The 16866-nt window shown below is 65.3% G+C and carries 15 protein-coding genes; 4 read left to right on the top strand and 11 right to left on the bottom strand.

All coding sequences use genetic code 11. From position 1 onward, the window contains the following. Positions 1-441: 441 nt before the first annotated feature. Positions 442-912, top strand: a complete 471-nt coding sequence (locus HW466_RS28180; RefSeq protein ID WP_151006312.1) for an ATPase — start codon at positions 442-444, stop codon at positions 910-912. Positions 913-1052: 140 nt separating this feature from the next. On the opposite strand, the gene HW466_RS28185 is transcribed toward HW466_RS28180, so the two are convergent. The 8 genes from HW466_RS28185 to parS all read right to left on the bottom strand — a co-directional run bounded on the left by HW466_RS28185 (position 1053) and on the right by parS (position 10216). Next, positions 1053-1757: a DUF429 domain-containing protein gene (locus tag HW466_RS28185; protein WP_151006311.1), complete on the bottom strand. Its 705-nt coding sequence runs from the start codon at positions 1755-1757 to the stop codon at positions 1053-1055. A gap of 9 nt (positions 1758-1766) precedes the next feature. Continuing rightward, complete coding sequence (locus tag HW466_RS28190; RefSeq protein ID WP_059505901.1) at positions 1767-2291, bottom strand: HD domain-containing protein; 525 nt, start codon at positions 2289-2291, stop codon at positions 1767-1769. Positions 2292-2412: 121 nt separating this feature from the next. After that, entirely contained in the window at positions 2413-5883 is a 3471-nt protein-coding gene (locus HW466_RS28195) for an ATP-binding protein (RefSeq protein ID WP_174905911.1), read from the bottom strand. Positions 5884-5886: 3 nt separating this feature from the next. Beyond that, a complete protein-coding gene (locus tag HW466_RS28200; protein ID WP_151003927.1) occupies positions 5887-7134 on the bottom strand; it encodes a metallophosphoesterase family protein in 1248 nt (415 codons plus the stop codon). Between the two features lie 692 nt (positions 7135-7826). Continuing rightward, complete coding sequence (locus HW466_RS28205; protein WP_059451744.1) at positions 7827-8366, bottom strand: hypothetical protein; 540 nt, start codon at positions 8364-8366, stop codon at positions 7827-7829. A 247-nt stretch (positions 8367-8613) separates the two neighbouring features. Next, a complete protein-coding gene (locus HW466_RS28210) occupies positions 8614-9156 on the bottom strand; it encodes a hypothetical protein (protein ID WP_239006260.1) in 543 nt (180 codons plus the stop codon). Positions 9157-9284: 128 nt separating this feature from the next. Beyond that, positions 9285-9764, bottom strand: a complete 480-nt coding sequence (locus HW466_RS28215; protein ID WP_151003925.1) for an RES family NAD+ phosphorylase — start codon at positions 9762-9764, stop codon at positions 9285-9287. Next, the gene (gene parS, locus HW466_RS28220) at positions 9761-10216 is read right to left on the bottom strand and encodes a type II RES/Xre toxin-antitoxin system antitoxin (protein ID WP_059505892.1); all 456 of its coding nucleotides are present in this window, start codon (positions 10214-10216) and stop codon (positions 9761-9763) included. Before parS ends, HW466_RS28215 begins: the two co-directional genes overlap by 4 nt. Before the next feature lie 363 nt (positions 10217-10579). On the opposite strand from parS, the gene HW466_RS28225 reads away from it, so the two are divergent. Together HW466_RS28225 and HW466_RS28230 are read left to right on the top strand one after the other, a co-directional pair. Next, positions 10580-10891, top strand: a complete 312-nt coding sequence (locus HW466_RS28225; protein ID WP_059849125.1) for a DUF4148 domain-containing protein — start codon at positions 10580-10582, stop codon at positions 10889-10891. Between the two features lie 317 nt (positions 10892-11208). After that, positions 11209-11919 (top strand): dienelactone hydrolase family protein, encoded by a 711-nt coding sequence (locus HW466_RS28230; RefSeq protein WP_059451730.1) that lies wholly within the window; start codon positions 11209-11211, stop codon positions 11917-11919. A 310-nt stretch (positions 11920-12229) separates the two neighbouring features. Here the strand turns inward: HW466_RS28230 and HW466_RS28235 are convergent, their stop codons facing one another. Together HW466_RS28235 and HW466_RS28240 are read right to left on the bottom strand one after the other, a co-directional pair. Beyond that, positions 12230-13171 carry a LysR family transcriptional regulator gene (locus tag HW466_RS28235; RefSeq protein WP_059505927.1) on the bottom strand — a complete coding sequence of 314 codons (942 nt, stop codon included), beginning with the start codon at positions 13169-13171 and terminating at the stop codon, positions 12230-12232. Positions 13172-13385: 214 nt separating this feature from the next. Beyond that, positions 13386-14675: an adenylosuccinate synthase gene (locus tag HW466_RS28240; protein ID WP_059451729.1), complete on the bottom strand. Its 1290-nt coding sequence runs from the start codon at positions 14673-14675 to the stop codon at positions 13386-13388. 140 nt (positions 14676-14815) lie between these two features. Here HW466_RS28240 and gcvA point away from each other — a divergent pair, with 140 nt between their 5' ends. Beyond that, entirely contained in the window at positions 14816-15730 is a 915-nt protein-coding gene (gcvA, locus tag HW466_RS28245) for a transcriptional regulator GcvA (RefSeq protein ID WP_151003923.1), read from the top strand. Between the two features lie 348 nt (positions 15731-16078). On the opposite strand, the gene HW466_RS28250 is transcribed toward gcvA, so the two are convergent. Further along, positions 16079-16405 (bottom strand): hypothetical protein, encoded by a 327-nt coding sequence (locus HW466_RS28250; protein ID WP_044848822.1) that lies wholly within the window; start codon positions 16403-16405, stop codon positions 16079-16081. Positions 16406-16866 lie beyond the last annotated feature (461 nt).

Below are 16866 nucleotides of genomic sequence, written 5' to 3' on the forward strand. Positions count from 1 at the left end.
AGAAGCGAGATTATGAACCGCGTTTTTCGGTTCGTCAACAACTTTTTGAACTGCTTCGTTGCGACGACCGGGGGTTCAACTTCGTGTGCGCCGGCGGCTCTACAGCCAGCCCAACCGCACCGCTTCCCTTCTTTCCCCGCGCCGTGTTGCCGTTAGCGCGAAAGAGGCGTGATTCTATGCACCCGCCCCCGTCTCCGCAAGCCATTTGTGAAAATATTTTGAAAAGCCCCCGTGCGCTTCCGCGCACGGGGGCTTCGGGCTCGGCGCGCTCCACACCGCCTGCAGCGCGAGGCACCCGCGACGAATCCGAGACGAGTCCTTCTTTCCTCGTGGCCCTGGCACAGGCAATCGAATGCGCCCTCTGTTCGACGCGCTCCGCATTTGCCTCCCGCCAATCACGCCCCGGCTGTATAAACCAGGGAACGCATGCCGTCGAGTATCATGCCGCGACCGAACAACGCACTTATACCGACGATGGACAGCACCACTGAATCCGGCGATGCCGATCTCCGCGATGAATACGCCGCGCTGCGCGAGCGCGCCGACATGCTCGAAGAACGGGTTCCACCGCTCCTGCAACGCATCTCGGATGTCCTGCCTCGCATCAGCGGCGTGTCGGAACTGGCAGATGAGCATCGTGAACGGCTCGTGGGCGCGCGTAACGCAGCAATGGTCTCGATCGAAAATTATCAACAGGCGATCCCGTTCCTGCAGACGGCCGACTCGATCATCGAGCAACTCGACAAGACGCCCGAGCGCGACGAAGACATCGAGTGGCGCGAATCGCTGCTGCAGCGACTCGACGAACTGATCGACGTCGCGGTCGTGATGATCGACGATGCACAAGGCTATTTCGAACAGGCCGCTGCCTGCGATCTCTCCAGCGTGCCGACGTCCATTCTCGAAGACTGAGCATCCGGCCGGGAAGCGTACGGTACCTCGATCGCCTACGTGTCGCACCTGCCACCGGCTTTCACTGCTCGACACCCAGACGTCGACAGTCCGATGCGCCTCCCGAAAAAGCTCACCTTCCTGTCAAAGGCTCACAAGTATCAGCCAACCGTGGTACCTGACCACGGCACATCGAGGATGATCGTTTCGCCGACGATCGGCACGCGGATATACCCGCCTTCCGCATCGCCATACGCATGCGCGTTTCCATCGATCACGTATTGCGCGGCCAATGCGCACAGCGTCGCGTCTCGCGCGTCGACCGATCGCAGTGTCGACACGTCGATCCCGAGCTTGATCAGCAACTGCCGGCGCTGGTTGCGTTTCTGCTTCGCCGACGCAATCGCCTTGCCCAGCATCGCGCAGGTAATCGCGTACGGATAAGTCTCGAAGCTCACGCGCCCTCCGGCATAGCGCTCGCTTGTCAGCAGCGGATAAGCGTCGGCAAGCGCGCGATAAACGCGCTCTCCCATGAACATCCAGTCGAAGAAGCCGGACGTGCTGGCCATGGCCTGCTCGCGCGATGGCGTCGGGAAACACGAGATCCGTTCACGCGCAAGCGCCTGTTCGGCAGCGCGCCGTCCGCTGCCGGTCCACCACAGGCTCGGCGCGTCGACGCCGACGGCCACCACGTCGTGCTCGATACACAGAGACGGCAGCGCTTCCGGTGCAATCCGTTCTTCGCGGCAAACGACCGTCGAGCCGCGCAGGATCACGAGATCGCATTGCTTCTTGTCGCCGCCCACGTCGACGCCCGCCACCGCGGGCAACGAACGGGCGAGGAATTCAGATCGCGCCGCTTCCATGGCTGCGCGTCAGTCCGCCGGCCGCGCGTCGTACGCGGCATCGAAAATTCCCTCCAGGCCCGGGTGCACGCCGCGCATCCGGTCGACGACCGATTTTGCCCAGTCGAAGTACGCCTGCTTGCGCTCGAGCGGCCAGTCCGCGGGCGGATGCCGCGCGATGTCGCGCAGGTTGCAGATCTTGTCGGCAAGCTTCACGAGCTTCGCGCGCCGGCTGATGGTCGCCGCATGCTCGACCTGCAGGCGCTTGCGCTCGTCCTTCGGCAACGACTTGTCGTCGGTGACTTCCATCACGATGTCAGCGATGTCCTTGCCGAACAGCCGCAGCAGTTCCTGCTCGGTGGTCTCGGTGTCCTCGATCGTGTCGTGCAACACCGCCGCGACGATCACACGCTCGTCCTCGATACCGGCTTCGTTGGCCAGTACGGCGGCCAGCGCGATCGGATGGTTGATGTACGGCGATGCCTCGTCGTCCTTGCGCCGCTGATTGCGATGCTTGTCCGCCGCGAATGCGATGGCAGCTACCAGCTTGTTCATATTGATCCCCCGTGTGGCCGGACCCGCGACCGCCTGAGCCGGTCGCTTGCGTTTCGGAACCGCACATACTACCTGTACACGATGACCATTCCCACATATCGGAACATCGGCCCGTCCGGCGTCATGCGGCGGCCGCCTCGCGGTGCAGCCCGACCACGTTGACCTGCGCGCCGAACACGTCGCGCACGAGCGGCAGCAGGTGGTCGTGGTGCGTCAGGAACAGCACCTGGGTTCGCGTCGACAGATCGCGCAGTGCCTCGAGCCCTGCCTTCGCACGTGCATCGTCGAAGTTGATGAACAGATCGTCGGCAACGAACGGCAGCGCGGCCCTGCTGGCGAGCTGCAGTTCGAGCGCCGCGATCCGCAGCGCGAGGAACAACTGGTCGCGCGTCCCTTCGCTCAGGCCGGCGACTTCGACCGATGTGCCCTTCGTGCGTCGCGCGTACAGCGCGGGCGGCGTTCGTTCGGTGTCGACCGTCAGCCGCGCGAATTCTCCAAGCGTCAGTCCCGCGAATATCTCGCCCGCGCGACGCAGCATCGGCCCCTGCTTCTGATCGCGATAGCGATCGGTCGCCCACTTCAGCAGACGGCTCGCGGTCGCTGCTTCCAGATATTGTTCGGCGGCATCGCCCATCGCCGCGAGCGCTTCCTGCCGCTTCGCCTCGGCCACGGCTGCGTTCGCCTGGCCGTCGATCGCGCCGAAGGCCTGCTGCGCGACGACCTGTTGCTGCGCGAGCGCGTTCAGACGCTTGCCGACGTCGTCGAGCGACTGCTTCACCGCTTCGAGATGCGCGGGCACGTCGGCGATGTCCTGTTCGGCGACTTCGGCCTCGATGGCCGACTGGGACAATCCGTCGCCGTCGCGCACCAGCGCCTCCTTCGCGGCTTCGACGGCTTGCCGGAGCTGACGCTGCCGATCGGAGCGCTCGGCCAGCGGCAGTGCCGCGTCGATCGACGCGACGCCGGCCAGTTGCAGCAACGGTTGAATGCGTGCGTCCGCGCCCGCCACCGCGGCGGCCGCATCAGCGACCTTGCCGTCGGCCTGCCGGATCGCGTCGTCGGCACGATCGATCGCACGCGCGGTTTCCCGTGCGGCCGCCACGCGAATCGTCAACCGACGCGCGACCTCCAGCCAGTCGCCGCTCGTCAGCCATTCGGGTTCGAGCGCTTCGGCCAGCCGCCGTGCGCCAGCCTCGAGCGCAGCCAGCTCGGCACGAATCGCGGCAATCCGGTTGCGGGGCGCATCGGCGTCGGCCAGTGCGTCCGTCACCGCGTTCGCGAGCCCGAGCGCCCCTTCCGCCGCAGCCAGCGTCACCGCATTCGCGGACAGCTTCGCGTCGGCGAGCGCGTCGCGCCATTGTGCTTGCCACGCATCGTACGCAGCCTGGGCGTGGCCAGCGCGCAAACGGGCCGTCGCGCATCCGCGTTCGGCTTCGCGCGCGCGGTCCTCCAGGCTGTCCTTCTGCGCAAGCGTCTTCTCCGCCGACTGAACGAACGTCTCGGCGATCGCGATGAGCGCCGCCAACCCGTCGGCGTCGCCACCGCGCGAGACCAGGCGCAGCGCCGAACGCAACGCGGCTTCCGCGCCGGTGCGCGCATCGCGGATCGCCGCTAATTCGCGGCTCAGGCGGTCGAGTTCGAGCTGCGCGGCGAACACCGCATCGCGCTTCGCAAGCCAGTCGCCCATGGCCGCCAGCGGCATGCCGGGTACGCCGGCCGTCGTCGCCAATTCGGACCATGCGTCGCGATGCGCGGCCAGTTCGCGTTCGCGCTCATCCATGACAGCCTGCCGGCGCCTCAACACGGCACGCGCGGATTCGACCTGTTGACGCAGCGATTGCAACGTCGCCGCCGCTTGCGTGGCGCCGAGCTGCGCGTCGACGAGTTCGTCGGCAAGGCGAATCGCATCGTCGACGGCCTGCGCGCCCGTTGCCAGATCGACCTCGCCGTCGCGGATATCGCCCCACGCGCCGTCGCGACGCGCGCGCGCCGCCAGCACCTCGGCGGTCGTGACGACCTTGTGCGTCTCCGCGAAATGCTTCTCCTGCAGTTCGAGCCGCTCGTATTCCTCCTGCGCGCCGTCCCGTGCATCGCGGGCGGCCGCCGCCGCGCTCGCGCGCTCGCTTGCTTCGTTGAGCAGCGCGCCGAGCCGCCCCGCCGACGGCACGTCGAGCGCACGCAGTGCGTCGACCGGCTTGCGCCATTGACCAAGTGCATCGAGCGCGTCGGCGAGCGCGCGCTCGGCGCCGGCAATGTCGCGCTCGAGCGTCAGTTCGCGCTGGGCGCTGCCGCGAAAGCCCTGCGCATCGGCAAGCGCGGCACGAAGCACTTCCGGCACGTCGACGATGGACAGACGCGCCAGCTGTTCCCGCGCCTGCGCGAGTTCCTGGGTGCGTTCGTCGAGCGATTCGCGCGCGCCGGCCAGCGCCTGATGCAGCGCGCCATGATCGCGCAACAGGTTCGCGACCGTCTTCAGCGACAGCGCGGTCGGCAATGCGGCGCGCAGCGACGCCTCGTCGGTCGGCCAGCCGAGTTGCGCAGCGGCGGCCCCCGCAGCGGACAGATGTCGCTCCACGTCCGCGCCGAGCAACAGCAGATCCTGAGCATGATTCATGCATGCGGCGCGCAGCCGGTCGAGCGCTTCGATGTCGCCTTCAAGCGCCAACGCTTCGTTGTCCGGATCGATTGCATCGCGTGCCTGCCGTTTCGCGAGCAAGTCGGCACGCCGCTCTTCGAGTACCTTCTGTTCCGCCGCGATATCGCCTTGCGCTTTCAGCAAGTCGGCATACGCGGTCGGCGGCAGCTCGACGACCGTGCCCAGTTCGGCAAGTTCGGCTTCCCTGATCGTCAGTTCCTTCAGGTATGGCGCCAACCGCCGCACCCGCTCGAGCTTCGAGCGCAGCGCTTCGAGGCGGCGCTGCTCCACACGCGCGTGCTCGATCTCCTGCTCGATCGCGTCGCGCGCCTCCTTGCGGTCGACCCAGTCGCGCGTGCGCACCTGGACAGCCTTCAGTTCGCCGACCGCATCGTTGAACGCCGTCTCGGCCTGCGCGAACGCGCTGCCGCTGCGTCGCGGCGCCCACAGCTCGCTCGCTCGCGCTTCGAGCTCCTCGCGCACGGGCCCGAGCGTGCCGACACCCGCCGCAGATTCGAACAGCACCTGGCCGAGCTTGTCGGATGCATCGAGAATGCTCCGGCCGCCATCGACGAGCCGCCCATGATCGAGCCCGAACATCTGCTCGAAGAACTCGCGCGTCGCGCCGTCGAGGATCGCTGCGAGGTAGTCGTCCGGCAGCTTGTCGTCGGCGGGCGTGCGCAACGAACTGCGCCCGCGGGCGCGATGAAATGCGAGCGCGCCGGCGCTGCCCTCGAGCACGCCGCCAATCCGCAGGTCGGGCGTCGCATGCAGGAAGTCGAGCGGCGTCTGCAGTTTCATCCCGAACAACAGTTCCGACACCGCCGTCCGGATCGTCGACTTGCCTGCCTCGTTCGGCCCGACGATCACGTGGAAATCGTGTCCCGCCGACGGAAAGCGCAGCGTCTCGTCGGTGAACTTGCCGTACTTGATCAGATCGAGCTGGCTGATGCGCATCGCTTATTCCCCCCTCGCCAGCCGCGCGAGCAACGCGGGACCGATCTGCTCGACCAGCGCCGTGAGTTCGCCCGCGCGCGCCATCGTCAGCAGCGGCACCTCTTCCTTCACGTCGCTGCGCACCTTGCCGACGAACGGCTTCAGGTCGCGCTCGAGCAACGCGAGAAAATCCGGATCGTGCGCGGCATCCGCCAGGATCTGCTTCAGATCCTCCAGCGCCTCGAGCTGCTCGCTCTCGCCCTGCTGCAGGGGCGCGGAGGTTGCGAGACGAACCTTCTCCAGCCACAGTCGTTCGTTGCCGATAATGCCGATCTGGTTCAGCACCTCGGCGCGCAATTGCGGCGCACGGCCGAAGAAGAGCCCGTGCGCGGGCGTGCGTCCCGTGACCGTCACGCGCACCGCGCGCGGCACGTGACCGTCGACGCTCAACAGCGCCTCCAGAGACTGGCCGATCCTTCTCGACAGGTCGGCGACCGTAAGGCAATCGGCCGCGTCGACCGACAAGGCCTCCCAGCGCAGCACGTCGAGGTAGAGGCGCTCGACCTGCGTGCACCCCTGCTCGACCGTCACGAGCACCGCGCCGCGGCGGCCCGTCTCGCGGATATGACGGCCCTGCAGGTTGCCCGGAAATACCACGGTCGACGGCCCCGACCATTGCTGGAACTCGTGCACGTGGCCGAGCGCCCAGTAGTCGTAGCCCTTCGCGTGCAGTTCCGCCAGCGTGCATGGCGCATAGTTCGCATGCGCTGCATAGCCTTCTAGCGCGGTGTGCAGTACGCCGATGTTGTAATGACCCGGCACGGGCTCCGGGTAGCCGATCGCGAGATTGTCGACCACGGCCTTGTCCTTGAAGCTCTGGCCGTGCAGTGCGACGTCGAACTCGGGCAGCAGATGCGTTTCCGGCTTGCGATGGCCGAACACGGTGACGTTGTCGGGCAACGTCAGCTTCTTCGTCATCTCGCTTTCGGCATCGTGATTGCCGCCGAGCACGAAGGCGCGAATGCCGGCCTTGCGCAGCCGACCCATTTGCTGACCGAAAAAAATGCCGGTGTTGTGATCCTTCCAGTCGCCGTCGTACAGGTCGCCGGCGATCACGAGGAACGCAACCTCCTCTTCGATCGCACGATCCACGAGCTGCCGCAGCGCCTCGCGCGATGCGTTGCGCAACTGCGCGGCCGGCGCGTCGGGATAAGCGCTCAGGCCGTGCAACGGGCTGTCAAGATGAATGTCTGCCGCGTGGATGAACTTCACGAAGATTCCTCTGTTTCCGGACGAAGGGGCGATGTCGATACGCATTGTGCGCTGTCAGGCGACGCAATGCGGTCGAGAGGCACGAACCAGACCATCGCAGTCGCGTCGTGACGATGAAATGCTCGTCCGGGCAATGAAGCCACCCGTCGCCAGCGGGTCGCGATGGTACCTGAAAGCGGGCTGGGAGAATGGCACGCCCCGACGCGCTCGATCCGCGCGTGATCGCGCGGCCTCGACGAACCTGCGATTCCAAACACGGACGTCGCGATGCCTCGCACTGTTGCCTCGCATGATCTTCCGAAGTCCGCGAACGACTGCACCCGCGACGTTTGATCCACGCGCGCCGCGAGCCACGGCACGCAAGCGAGCGCGAGGAGACTGAAGCGGATGATCATGATCCGATGCCTCGGAATATTATCGGATCACGCCGGGCAGGTCGCGGCGGCACTTTGGAGTCGTCTGTCGTCACGATGGCGATCGGAGATGTTTGCCTGAATCGGTCTGCATCGCCCGAGGGTGGCCCGGGTGCTCCGCCATTTAAGCATGGCCGGCAGACAATGGGCAGCGGATGCTGTGGGCCCGCCTGTTTCGATCCACGGTACGTCAACGCCAACACGACGCACGGCGGGCCCAATAAAAAGAAAGCCCGGCCCGCATTGAAGCGGGCCGGGCCTTCGCAGGAAGCGTATTGCTTACAGCGCGCCGCCTTGTGCCGACGCCGAGCCCTTCACGCCAACCGACGCGCCGCCCTGTACCGCGTTCGTCGCGCCGTCGAGCGCTTCGCCGGCCTTCGCCTTCGCGCCGCCTGCGACATCACCTGCCGTCGACATCGCGCCCTGTGCGTGGCTCTTTGCGGAATTCGCGACGTGCTTCACGTGCGACTTCGTCGCGTGCACGGCCGATGCAGCGGCTTCCTTCGCCGAGCCGGCGGTCGAGCCGACTGCCTGCGTCGCGCCACCGACCGCGTTGCCCGCTGCCGAACCCACGCCGCCCACCGTCTTGCCCACGCCGTTCAGCGCACCGCCGACGAGATTGCCGGCGCCCGAACCCGAGCCCGCGGCGTTCGCGCCTGCACCTGCTTGCACACCCACGCCGCCGCCGAGCAGCGGCGTCTGGACTTGTGCGCCGACGCCGGCGGAACCTTCCGCACCCGTCTGCGCCGTTTGTGCGAAAGCAGCCGATGCGATTGCCGTCAGCGCGGCGCCAAGCAGAATCGTGCGAATCTTGTTCATGGTCATTCTCCCCAAAGACGTTGTTGCTGCGCGCCGCCTTCGTGCGGCTGGTCGCATGCCTTGCCGCGACGTGCGGCAGGTGGAGCTAATGTAGCCGCGCCAACGTCCAAAGCCAGCGAATTGCGGGGACTGTTACTTCAGTTGCAAATGCTGACGATTGACTCACACTGTTTGACAATCATCGCGCTCGGCGCGTGATTGGCATCGCTCGATGGCATGCATCGGCGCATCGCGCTCGACGTATCGGCTAACACGGAAAGCGACCATTCGTGTAGGCATCCCAAAGAACGCGTGTCGGCCAACCGTCGGTACGGCCGGACAACCGGCTTCGCGCGATCAGCTCGATGTCGCCGGACACGCACGCCGCGATGTCGGCATTCCCGGATGCCCGGAATGCGAGCCTGAACGCCTTCTCCCTGAGTGCGTCCATTGCCGGTTTGTCGAGCGCGGCCCCGGGATCCCCGTCGATTTCGTCGAATGCCGTCATCCAGCAGACGTCGAACGGCTCCGCCTCGCGGCGGGTCAGTGCGCGTTCGCAATCGACATCGCCGAGGAAATCGAAAAATCCCGGCTCTGACAGGATGGCGTCCATTTCAAGCAGATGCGCGTTCGTCACGGCGCCCCCCTTGCCACGATGCATGGCGGTTCTGTTTGTCGATCGTTGCGGCCATGTGCCGCTTGGTGCGCGCAACAGCGTTGAACCCGCTCGATCGACTTTCATGCAGCCGGCCCGGCCGCGCGTGCTGCGCAACATCGACGCGCGCCGCAGTTGCTCGACGGACGGACGCATGCTGCCGTCATCGCGCTGCCTGGCCTTGCTGGCTCACGAACGGTCAAGCAAATTCGCTGACACCGGCTGGGACATCGCGCGCGAACATGCCGTCCGACGTTGTGCACGCAACGGTGTGCGGCCCCTTCCTATTCGCGCTCGTTCGACTGGATCAGCCGCAGAATCCGGGTGTCGTACGGCGACAGAATGGTTTCCGCGATGCGAATGTCGGATGCGGCAGGATGCAGCGGATTCAACAGGAAATTGTGCGCGTGCGGCACGACGACGCTGGGGACACGCAGCAAGGCGCTCGGCTGTGTGTGCAGCCACTCGGTGCCGGCGCTGCGGGTCCAGTCGACGTTGTCTCGCCAGTCGGCCGGCGCATCGCCATCCGCGATCTCGGCAACGTCCACCGAATCGGGCACCTCGATGCGGAGCAACTGGTACCCGCTCGGCAATTGCGCAACGGTGGCGATTTCGAAGTGGACGAGCGTCTCGAGCAACGCAAGCGCCGGATGCTCGGCGAGGTAGACGACGGGCTGCCCGGCGAAATGCCAGCGGCCGCCGGCGCGCAATCCGCCGATGCCTTTCAGATCCGCGTAATTGCTGATCCGCCACAGCGTCGTCAAGCGAAGTACCCCTCGTCGATCTGCGTGAGGGCTTCTTCGACGAGTCGCGCGCCATGCTCGGTACTCGACATGTCGAGCGACGTGCGTCCGCCGAAGCGCTGGAGCCCGTTACGCAGCCACGCCATCGCCTTGTCCTGGTCGCCGAATGTGGCCGTCGCCTGCGCGACGATGCGTGCCAGCCGGATCGCCTTGTCGGACTCCTCCGGCGACAGGCGCTCGTGCGCCTGCCGGCGATGGCTCAGCGTGCGTCGCGGGATGATGAACGCGAGTTCGTCCGACTTCAGGCCGCGTTCCGACAGCCGGTCGATCACCGAAACGTCGACGCGCGCGCTCGCAAGCTCGGCGAGATCGGCACCCGAGCGCACGCGAATCGCGAGCAGTTGCTCGAGGATCGTGAACTCGGTTTGGCGCGGGTGCGCGACGCCTGACGGATGGAATGCGATCGTGCTCATGGCTCTTCTCCGGCAATTTGCCCAATCATTATAGGCGTTTTGCCGGCGACGGGCGAATGCCGTACTCGACCTTCCGATGGCGCAGTGGTTGTGAGCGTCGGCGAAACGGGCTCGTAGCCCCGAGCCGTCACGGGTGACGTCACGAAGTTGTCACGTAACAATTTTTCTGAGAAATACCAGCAACCCTTGATCATCACATCGGGCACGCCCCAAATCATCAGTCAAAAACGCTCGATCGTTTACCCAGTTGCAATAATCATTCGCTGGAACGCGTATTTCCGTCCGGTATCGCGATCGCTACGATGCAATCAACCGCTCAACGCAACAAGCGAAGCGCGAAATCCACGAAAACCGGAGGTCGTCATGAAGTCGTTCATCTACGCAGTCGCCGCTGCCGCTGCCCTGTCCACATCTGTCGGCGCATTCGCTCAGTCGAACTCGTCGAACCAACTGACTCGCGCCCAGGTCCGCGCAGAACTCGTCCAGCTCGAGCAGGCCGGGTACAAGCCGGAAGTCTCCGACGTCCACTATCCGAATGCGCTGCAGACCGCACAGGCACGCGTGACGAACAGCGACGCAACGGGTTACGGCGCGCAAGCCGCGGCCGGTGTACGCACCGGCCGCGCGATCGCGGTCAAGCAGAACGCTCGCGACTCCGTGTATTTCGGTCAGTAAGTCAGTAAGGCCGCCGAATGCGGCGCGTACACGATACGCCCGCGGCAAACGAAACACCCCGCTCCCGTTCATCGGGGCGGGGTGTTTCGCTTTCGGTCCCCGCGACATGCGCGCGTCACGAAGCTCGACCGCTGCGAGGATGCGGGTCGGCCCCGCAATGCGACCTTCACGCGGCCCGCCAGCGTTTGCGCATAGAATGGCCGCGTGGTCGGCGCCGGCCGAGCGAATGCGAGCGAAGCCTCGACCTACCGGGCATACCGCACTCGCCGGCCGCCCCGATGCCGCACGCATCGCATTTTTCGAAAAGGAGCGGTTTCATGTCTCAAACATCCGGTTCCATGATCACGTTTCGCCGTCCGGACGGCCAGGAACTGCAGGGCTACCTCGCCACGCCGGAAAAGACCGAGGGCGCGCCCGCGGTCGTCGTCATCCAGGAATGGTGGGGGCTGAATGACCAGATCCGCGGCGTTGCCGACCGCCTCGCGCGCTGCGGCTACTTCGCGCTCGTGCCCGACCTGTATCGCGGCAAGTCGACGGTCGAGGAGGAAGAAGCGCACCACCTGATGACGGGGCTCGATTTCGGCGACGCGGCATCGCAGGACATCCCCGGCGCGGTGCAATACCTGAAGACGCGCGCATCGCGCGTGGCAATCACCGGTTTCTGCATGGGCGGCGCTCTCACGCTGCTGTCGCTGCAGTTCGCCGATGCGCACGCCGGCGTCACTTGGTATGGCTTCCCCCCGCTCGACTACCTCGATCCGTCGAAGATCAAGGTGCCGCTGATGGGTCACTGGGGCACGCAGGATGCATTCTTTGCGATCGACCAGGTCGATGCGCTGGAAAAGAAGCTGGCCGACGCAAAGGTCGACCTCGAATTCCACCGCTACCTCGCGCATCACGCGTTTGCGAATGAAACGGCCGTCGGCCCGGGCCGCATCGGCGGCACGCAATTCGATCCGGTGTGGTCGCAGATTGCGTGGGATCGCACACTCACGTTCTTCGGGCGCACGCTCTGGGACAAGCAGTAAGCGGATCCGCGCCGCTGCCGGGCAGCGATGCCCATGAAGCGAAACGCCACGGACTTGCAGCCGTGGCGTTGTCGTTTCATGGAGCGAATTCGTGGTGCAGCCGCCTCGCGCGTGACGGGTTCGAAACCGGCGCACGCACTGTGGAATACGAGTGCCACGGAGGAGGCCGAATACTCAGGGCTCCGAAATTCCGGCTGTGCCCCGATCATCAATTTCGGACTACGGAATAACGGGCACAGCAGAACGTCAATTCACGGGCAACGTTCGATCGCCGAGTCGCTCGACCCGGCACTCGTTGTCCGGCCTTCGTTCACGACTCGCAGGATCCTCGTAGCGCCGCCTCGTCGGCAGACAGCATTTCCGGCACGCATTCGCGCAGGAAATCGACGAACGTGCGGATCTTTGCGTCGAGGTACTGGCGCGATGCATAGAGCGTGTAGACCGTCAGCTTCTGCAGCCGGTACTCCGGCAACACGCGAACCAGCGCGCCGCTCGCCAGGGCCGGTACGGCAGTCGACATCGGTAACGAGCCGATCCCGAGGCCCGCGCGCAATGCGGCGCCGAGTGCATCGGCGATATTGACCTGAAAATCCGGAAGCGGCAGTTCGAAGGTTTCGCGACCGTTGGGGCCGTCGAGATGCCACCGGTCGCGCGGAAAGATCGGCGTGACGATCTGCAGGCAGGCATGCGATTCGAGATCGCGCACGGTGCGCGGCGTGCCGCGCGCCTTGAGGTATGCCGGTGACGCACACAGCACGCTGTGCACATCGCCGAGCCGCTGCGACACCAGCCCCGAGTCGGGCAGTTCCGTCGTGCTCAGTTGCAGCGACACGTCGTAGCCTTCGTCGATGATGTCGGGCACGTGCTGCGACAGCGTAAGCTCGACGGCCACCGACGGATAGCGTTCCCGGTATCGCACCACCGCAGGCACCAGGTAGGCCTGACCGAAACTGGTCGTCGCATGCACATGCAGGCGGCCGGACGGCTTCGCCTGCGCGTCAGCCGCCTCGGCCTCCGCTTCGTCGATATAACCGAGGATGCGCTGGCAGCGGTCGAGATAGCGCTGTCCGGCATCGGTCAATGCGATGCGGCGCGTGCTCCGATTGAGCAGGCGGGTGCGCAGGTGCGTTTCGAGTTGCGCGACCGAACGCGATGCGTAGGCGGTGGTGATGTCCAGGCGCTGGGCCGCGCTCGTGAAGCTGCCCTCCTCCGCCACCCGGACGAAAATGCGCATCATCTGTAACGTGTCCATCGACATGTCCCCGGGATTGAAGTCGCCTTGCAGCGGCGCCCGCCCCGGCACGTTCCGGTCTGGCGCGAATTGTGCGGAACAGTACCGCAGCGGTGCAGGCATGTCCAGTTTGCCGTGCGCCGCGTCGGCGGGCGATCGCGGATGCGACGCACCGTTTCGAAGGATGGTCGGTAACGCATCGTTGCAGGCCGCATCGCGGCCTGCCGGGTCGCACTCAGGCCGGGTCGAAGGGATTGCTCAGCACGATCGTGTCGTCGCGCTCGGCGCCGGTCGTGATCATCGACACGGGCACACCCGCGATCGCCTCGACGCGCGCGATGAAATCCTGGGCGGCACGCGGCAGCGCTGCACGCTCGCGTACACCCTTCACGGTACCGTCCCATCCGGTGAACGTTTCGTAGACGGGCGTTGCGCGCGCCTGCGCATCAAGATTCGACGGCAGATGGTCGACGCGGGCGCCGTCAAGTTCGTAGCCGACGCACAGCTCGATCGAACTGACGCCGTCGAGCACGTCGAGCTTGGTAAGCGCGAGAGAATCGATGCCCGATATCCGGACAGCCTGTCGCAGCTGTGCGGCATCGAGCCATCCGCAGCGGCGCGGCCGGCCCGTGTTGACGCCGAATTCTCGCCCGCGTTCGCGCAGCGTTTCGCCGGTGGCGTCGGTCAGTTCGGTGAGGAACGGCCCGCCACCGACGCGTGTCGCGTACGCCTTGGTCACGCCGAGCACATGGCCGAGTTTCGACGCGCCGAGGCCCGTGCCGGCCGCTGCGGCCGATGCAACGGTGCCCGACGACGTCACGAATGGATACGTACCCCAGTCGATGTCGAGCATCACGGCCTGCGAGCCCTCGAACAAGATGCGCTCGCCGCGGTCGTTCGCGTCGTTGAGATCCGCCCACACCGGCCGCACGAACGGGAGGATCTTCGGCGCGATGTCGACCAGCGTTGCCAGCATCGCATCACGCGAGCACGGCTCGAGCCCCAGACCGCGGAACCATGCGTTGTGGTGCTCGACCAGCACATCGAGCTTGTCGGCAAGGCGGACCGGCTCGGCCAGATCCGCAACCCGCAGCCCGCGACGCCCGACCTTGTCCTCGTAAGCTGGGCCAATTCCGCGCAGCGTGGTGCCGATGGGTTCGCGACGCAGCCGCTCCTGCGCCTGGTCGATCGCACGGTGGATCGGCAGGACCAGCGTGGCGTTCTCCGCGATCGACAGGTTGTCGGGCGTTACCGACAATCCGAGCTCGGCCATTCGGCCGATCTCGGCCAGCAGCGCTTCCGGATCGAGCGCCACGCCGTTGCCGATCACGCCCCGCTTGCCGCGCACGATGCCGCTCGGCAGCAGCGCAAGCTTGTACGTCTTGTCGCCGACGACCAGCGTATGGCCCGCGTTGTGGCCGCCGTTGTAGCGTGCGACGAGATCGGCCTGCGCCGCCAGCCAGTCCACGACGCGCCCCTTGCCTTCATCACCCCATTGGGCGCCCACCACGACCACGTTCGGCATGCTCCATCCTCCATGTGAGAAATCCAGACATCTATTCCGGCCTGATCGGCCGTTTATGTGCCATATTGGCGGAGCAGGATCACCCGATCAAACGATTAAATCTGAGCAGTCGCGTGAGTAAATATCACGCGAAGCAATGTATGGCCCGACGACTCCCTCCATTGAATTCGCTGCGCGCGTTCGAAGCCGCGGCCCGCCTCGGCAGTTTCACGCTTGCCGCCGACGAGCTGTGCGTGACGCACGGCGCGATCAGCCGGCATGTTCAGCAGTTGGAGACATGGCTTGGCCGCGCGTTGTTCGAGCGGCACAACCGGCGCGTCGAATTGACCGATGCCGGCCGCCTGTACCTCGCCGAGGTCGGTGCATCGTTCGATCGGATCGCGCTCGCCACCGCGCAGCATTTCGGCCAGGGGCGGCAGCGTGTGCTGCGCGTCAGTGCGCCCGCGACCTTCTCGCTGCGCTGGCTCGTGCCGAAGCTGTCGTCGTTTCAGGTCGCGCATCCGGCCGTCGAGGTGCGGCTGTCGACATCGAACGACCCGATCGAGAGGCTGCGCGACAAGGTCGACCTGATCGTGCGCGGCGGCCCGCAGGCTGTGGACGGATATGTTGCCGAGGAGTTTCTATCCGAGATCCGGCTGCCGGTATGCGCGCCAAAGTTGCTCGAGGGCCGGACGTTGCGTACGCCGGCCGATCTCGCCGGTTTCACGCTCCTGCATGCGGCCACCTATCCAGGCATGTGGCCCGAGTGGCTCGCGGCAGCGGGCCATGCAAACCTGGTACCCCGGCATTCGCTCACGCTCGAGCATTTCTATCTGACGCTGCAAGGCGCGCTCGACGGCCTCGGCGTCGCGATGGGCCCGATCGCACTCGTCGCGGATGACATAGCGGAGGGCCGGCTGGTGCAGCCGTTCAGCGAACCGGCATTGCCCCCGTGGCGCTATTTCACTTACGTGCCGACTGCGCGCGCGGAAGACGAAGCCGTGCGGGCATTCAAGGACTGGCTGAAAGCGACGGGGAACGCAGCGGCGAACGCGCGGCATCAAACAAGTCGGTAAGTCGGCGATCAGTTACGCGACGCGCATCCGCTCGATTGGTGCGGGCTTTGTGTGTCTTTACGTGGAACCGTATTGCGCGTGCATGATCGATCTTCGTTCGTGAGGCCTCGAGCGATCTGATGTGTTCCGTAGGATTCCTCAGATACTAAACAAGAAGAATGATACTTGCCATTCGCTGAGAGTAGAAAGATTCGACGCTTCGAGATACGCGTTCACGGCGTCATAAAAAAGGACAACGATTCAATTGATCGAGATGTCGAACCTGCATGTCGCCCGTCGCGCATCGCATTTCGGTAGCACAAACGACAAACCCCGGCGCGAGCCGGGGTTTGTGTCGTGGGAGAACGCTTATTGGCTTGCGCCAGCGGCCTCGCCTGCCTTCTTCTCGGCATTCTGCAGATTCTGCGGATAGTTCGGATCGTTGGCCGCCGGCTTGTAACCAGCGTCTTCGAGTTTCTTCAGTTCGGCGTTGTTCTTCGCACGAGCTGCCTTGTGTTCGGCTTTGCGTTTTGCGCGTGCTGCCTTGCGTGCTTCACGCTTTGCGGCTTTCGCATCCGATGCGGCGGATGCTGCCGGTGCGCTGGCGTCGGTCTGCGCGAACACCGGAGCGGCCGAGCCGAAGAGGAACGCTGCTGCCGTAGCAGCCAGCGTCAGTTTTTTGATCTGGATTCGCATCGCTGAACTCTCTTTTCTGATTGGTCACGGAGTGAAAGCACATCGAGATACCGCCCCTGCCCCTGATCAGTCTTCATGTGCGGTCAGGGCTTTTGCATCATAACCGCGTTGCAAAAAATGTGGCGTCATCGTGCAGACCTTCGTGGGGATACACGTATGGGAGACGTCGCATCGTCCCGCGGCTCGTCCGCTGAGCGTTTCGCAGGAGCCACGGCGATGCATCGTGCGCGCAACGAGAACGGTCGGCAGGAAGGTAGCGAAGCGGGTCGTTCCTTCGATACGGTGCAGATTGCCATGGAAGATGAGATCGATTTCGGTGCCTCACGCCCTCGCACGACGCCGACTGTTTCATCTGTGGAATTTTCTGCTCGGCCAACGCGACCGTCGCTTCGTGAGCGGGATATGCAACCGAATTGCGGACCGGTGCGCCATTTTGCGATTCGCGGCCGCGTGAACGGCGG

This window comes from Burkholderia territorii (genome assembly GCF_902833055.1).
Lineage (GTDB): Bacteria > Pseudomonadota > Gammaproteobacteria > Burkholderiales > Burkholderiaceae > Burkholderia > Burkholderia territorii.

Coding starts and splice junctions, on each gene's coding strand:
- HW466_RS28185 (WP_151006311.1), bottom strand. CDS start 1,757: ATGGAAGCGGCGCGATCTGAATTCCTCGCCCGTTCGTTGCCCGCGGTG.
- gcvA (WP_151003923.1), top strand. CDS start 14,816: ATGGCCCGACGACTCCCTCCATTGAATTCGCTGCGCGCGTTCGAAGCC.
- parS (WP_059505892.1), bottom strand. CDS start 10,216: ATGAGCACGATCGCATTCCATCCGTCAGGCGTCGCGCACCCGCGCCAA.
- HW466_RS28235 (WP_059505927.1), bottom strand. CDS start 13,171: ATGGACACGTTACAGATGATGCGCATTTTCGTCCGGGTGGCGGAGGAG.
- HW466_RS28225 (WP_059849125.1), top strand. CDS start 10,580: ATGAAGTCGTTCATCTACGCAGTCGCCGCTGCCGCTGCCCTGTCCACA.
- HW466_RS28195 (WP_174905911.1), bottom strand. CDS start 5,883: ATGCGCATCAGCCAGCTCGATCTGATCAAGTACGGCAAGTTCACCGAC.
- HW466_RS28240 (WP_059451729.1), bottom strand. CDS start 14,675: ATGCCGAACGTGGTCGTGGTGGGCGCCCAATGGGGTGATGAAGGCAAG.
- HW466_RS28230 (WP_059451730.1), top strand. CDS start 11,209: ATGTCTCAAACATCCGGTTCCATGATCACGTTTCGCCGTCCGGACGGC.
- HW466_RS28250 (WP_044848822.1), bottom strand. CDS start 16,405: ATGCGAATCCAGATCAAAAAACTGACGCTGGCTGCTACGGCAGCAGCG.
- HW466_RS28205 (WP_059451744.1), bottom strand. CDS start 8,366: ATGAACAAGATTCGCACGATTCTGCTTGGCGCCGCGCTGACGGCAATC.
- HW466_RS28180 (WP_151006312.1), top strand. CDS start 442: ATGCCGCGACCGAACAACGCACTTATACCGACGATGGACAGCACCACT.
- HW466_RS28190 (WP_059505901.1), bottom strand. CDS start 2,291: ATGAACAAGCTGGTAGCTGCCATCGCATTCGCGGCGGACAAGCATCGC.
- HW466_RS28210 (WP_239006260.1), bottom strand. CDS start 9,156: ATGCGTCCGTCCGTCGAGCAACTGCGGCGCGCGTCGATGTTGCGCAGC.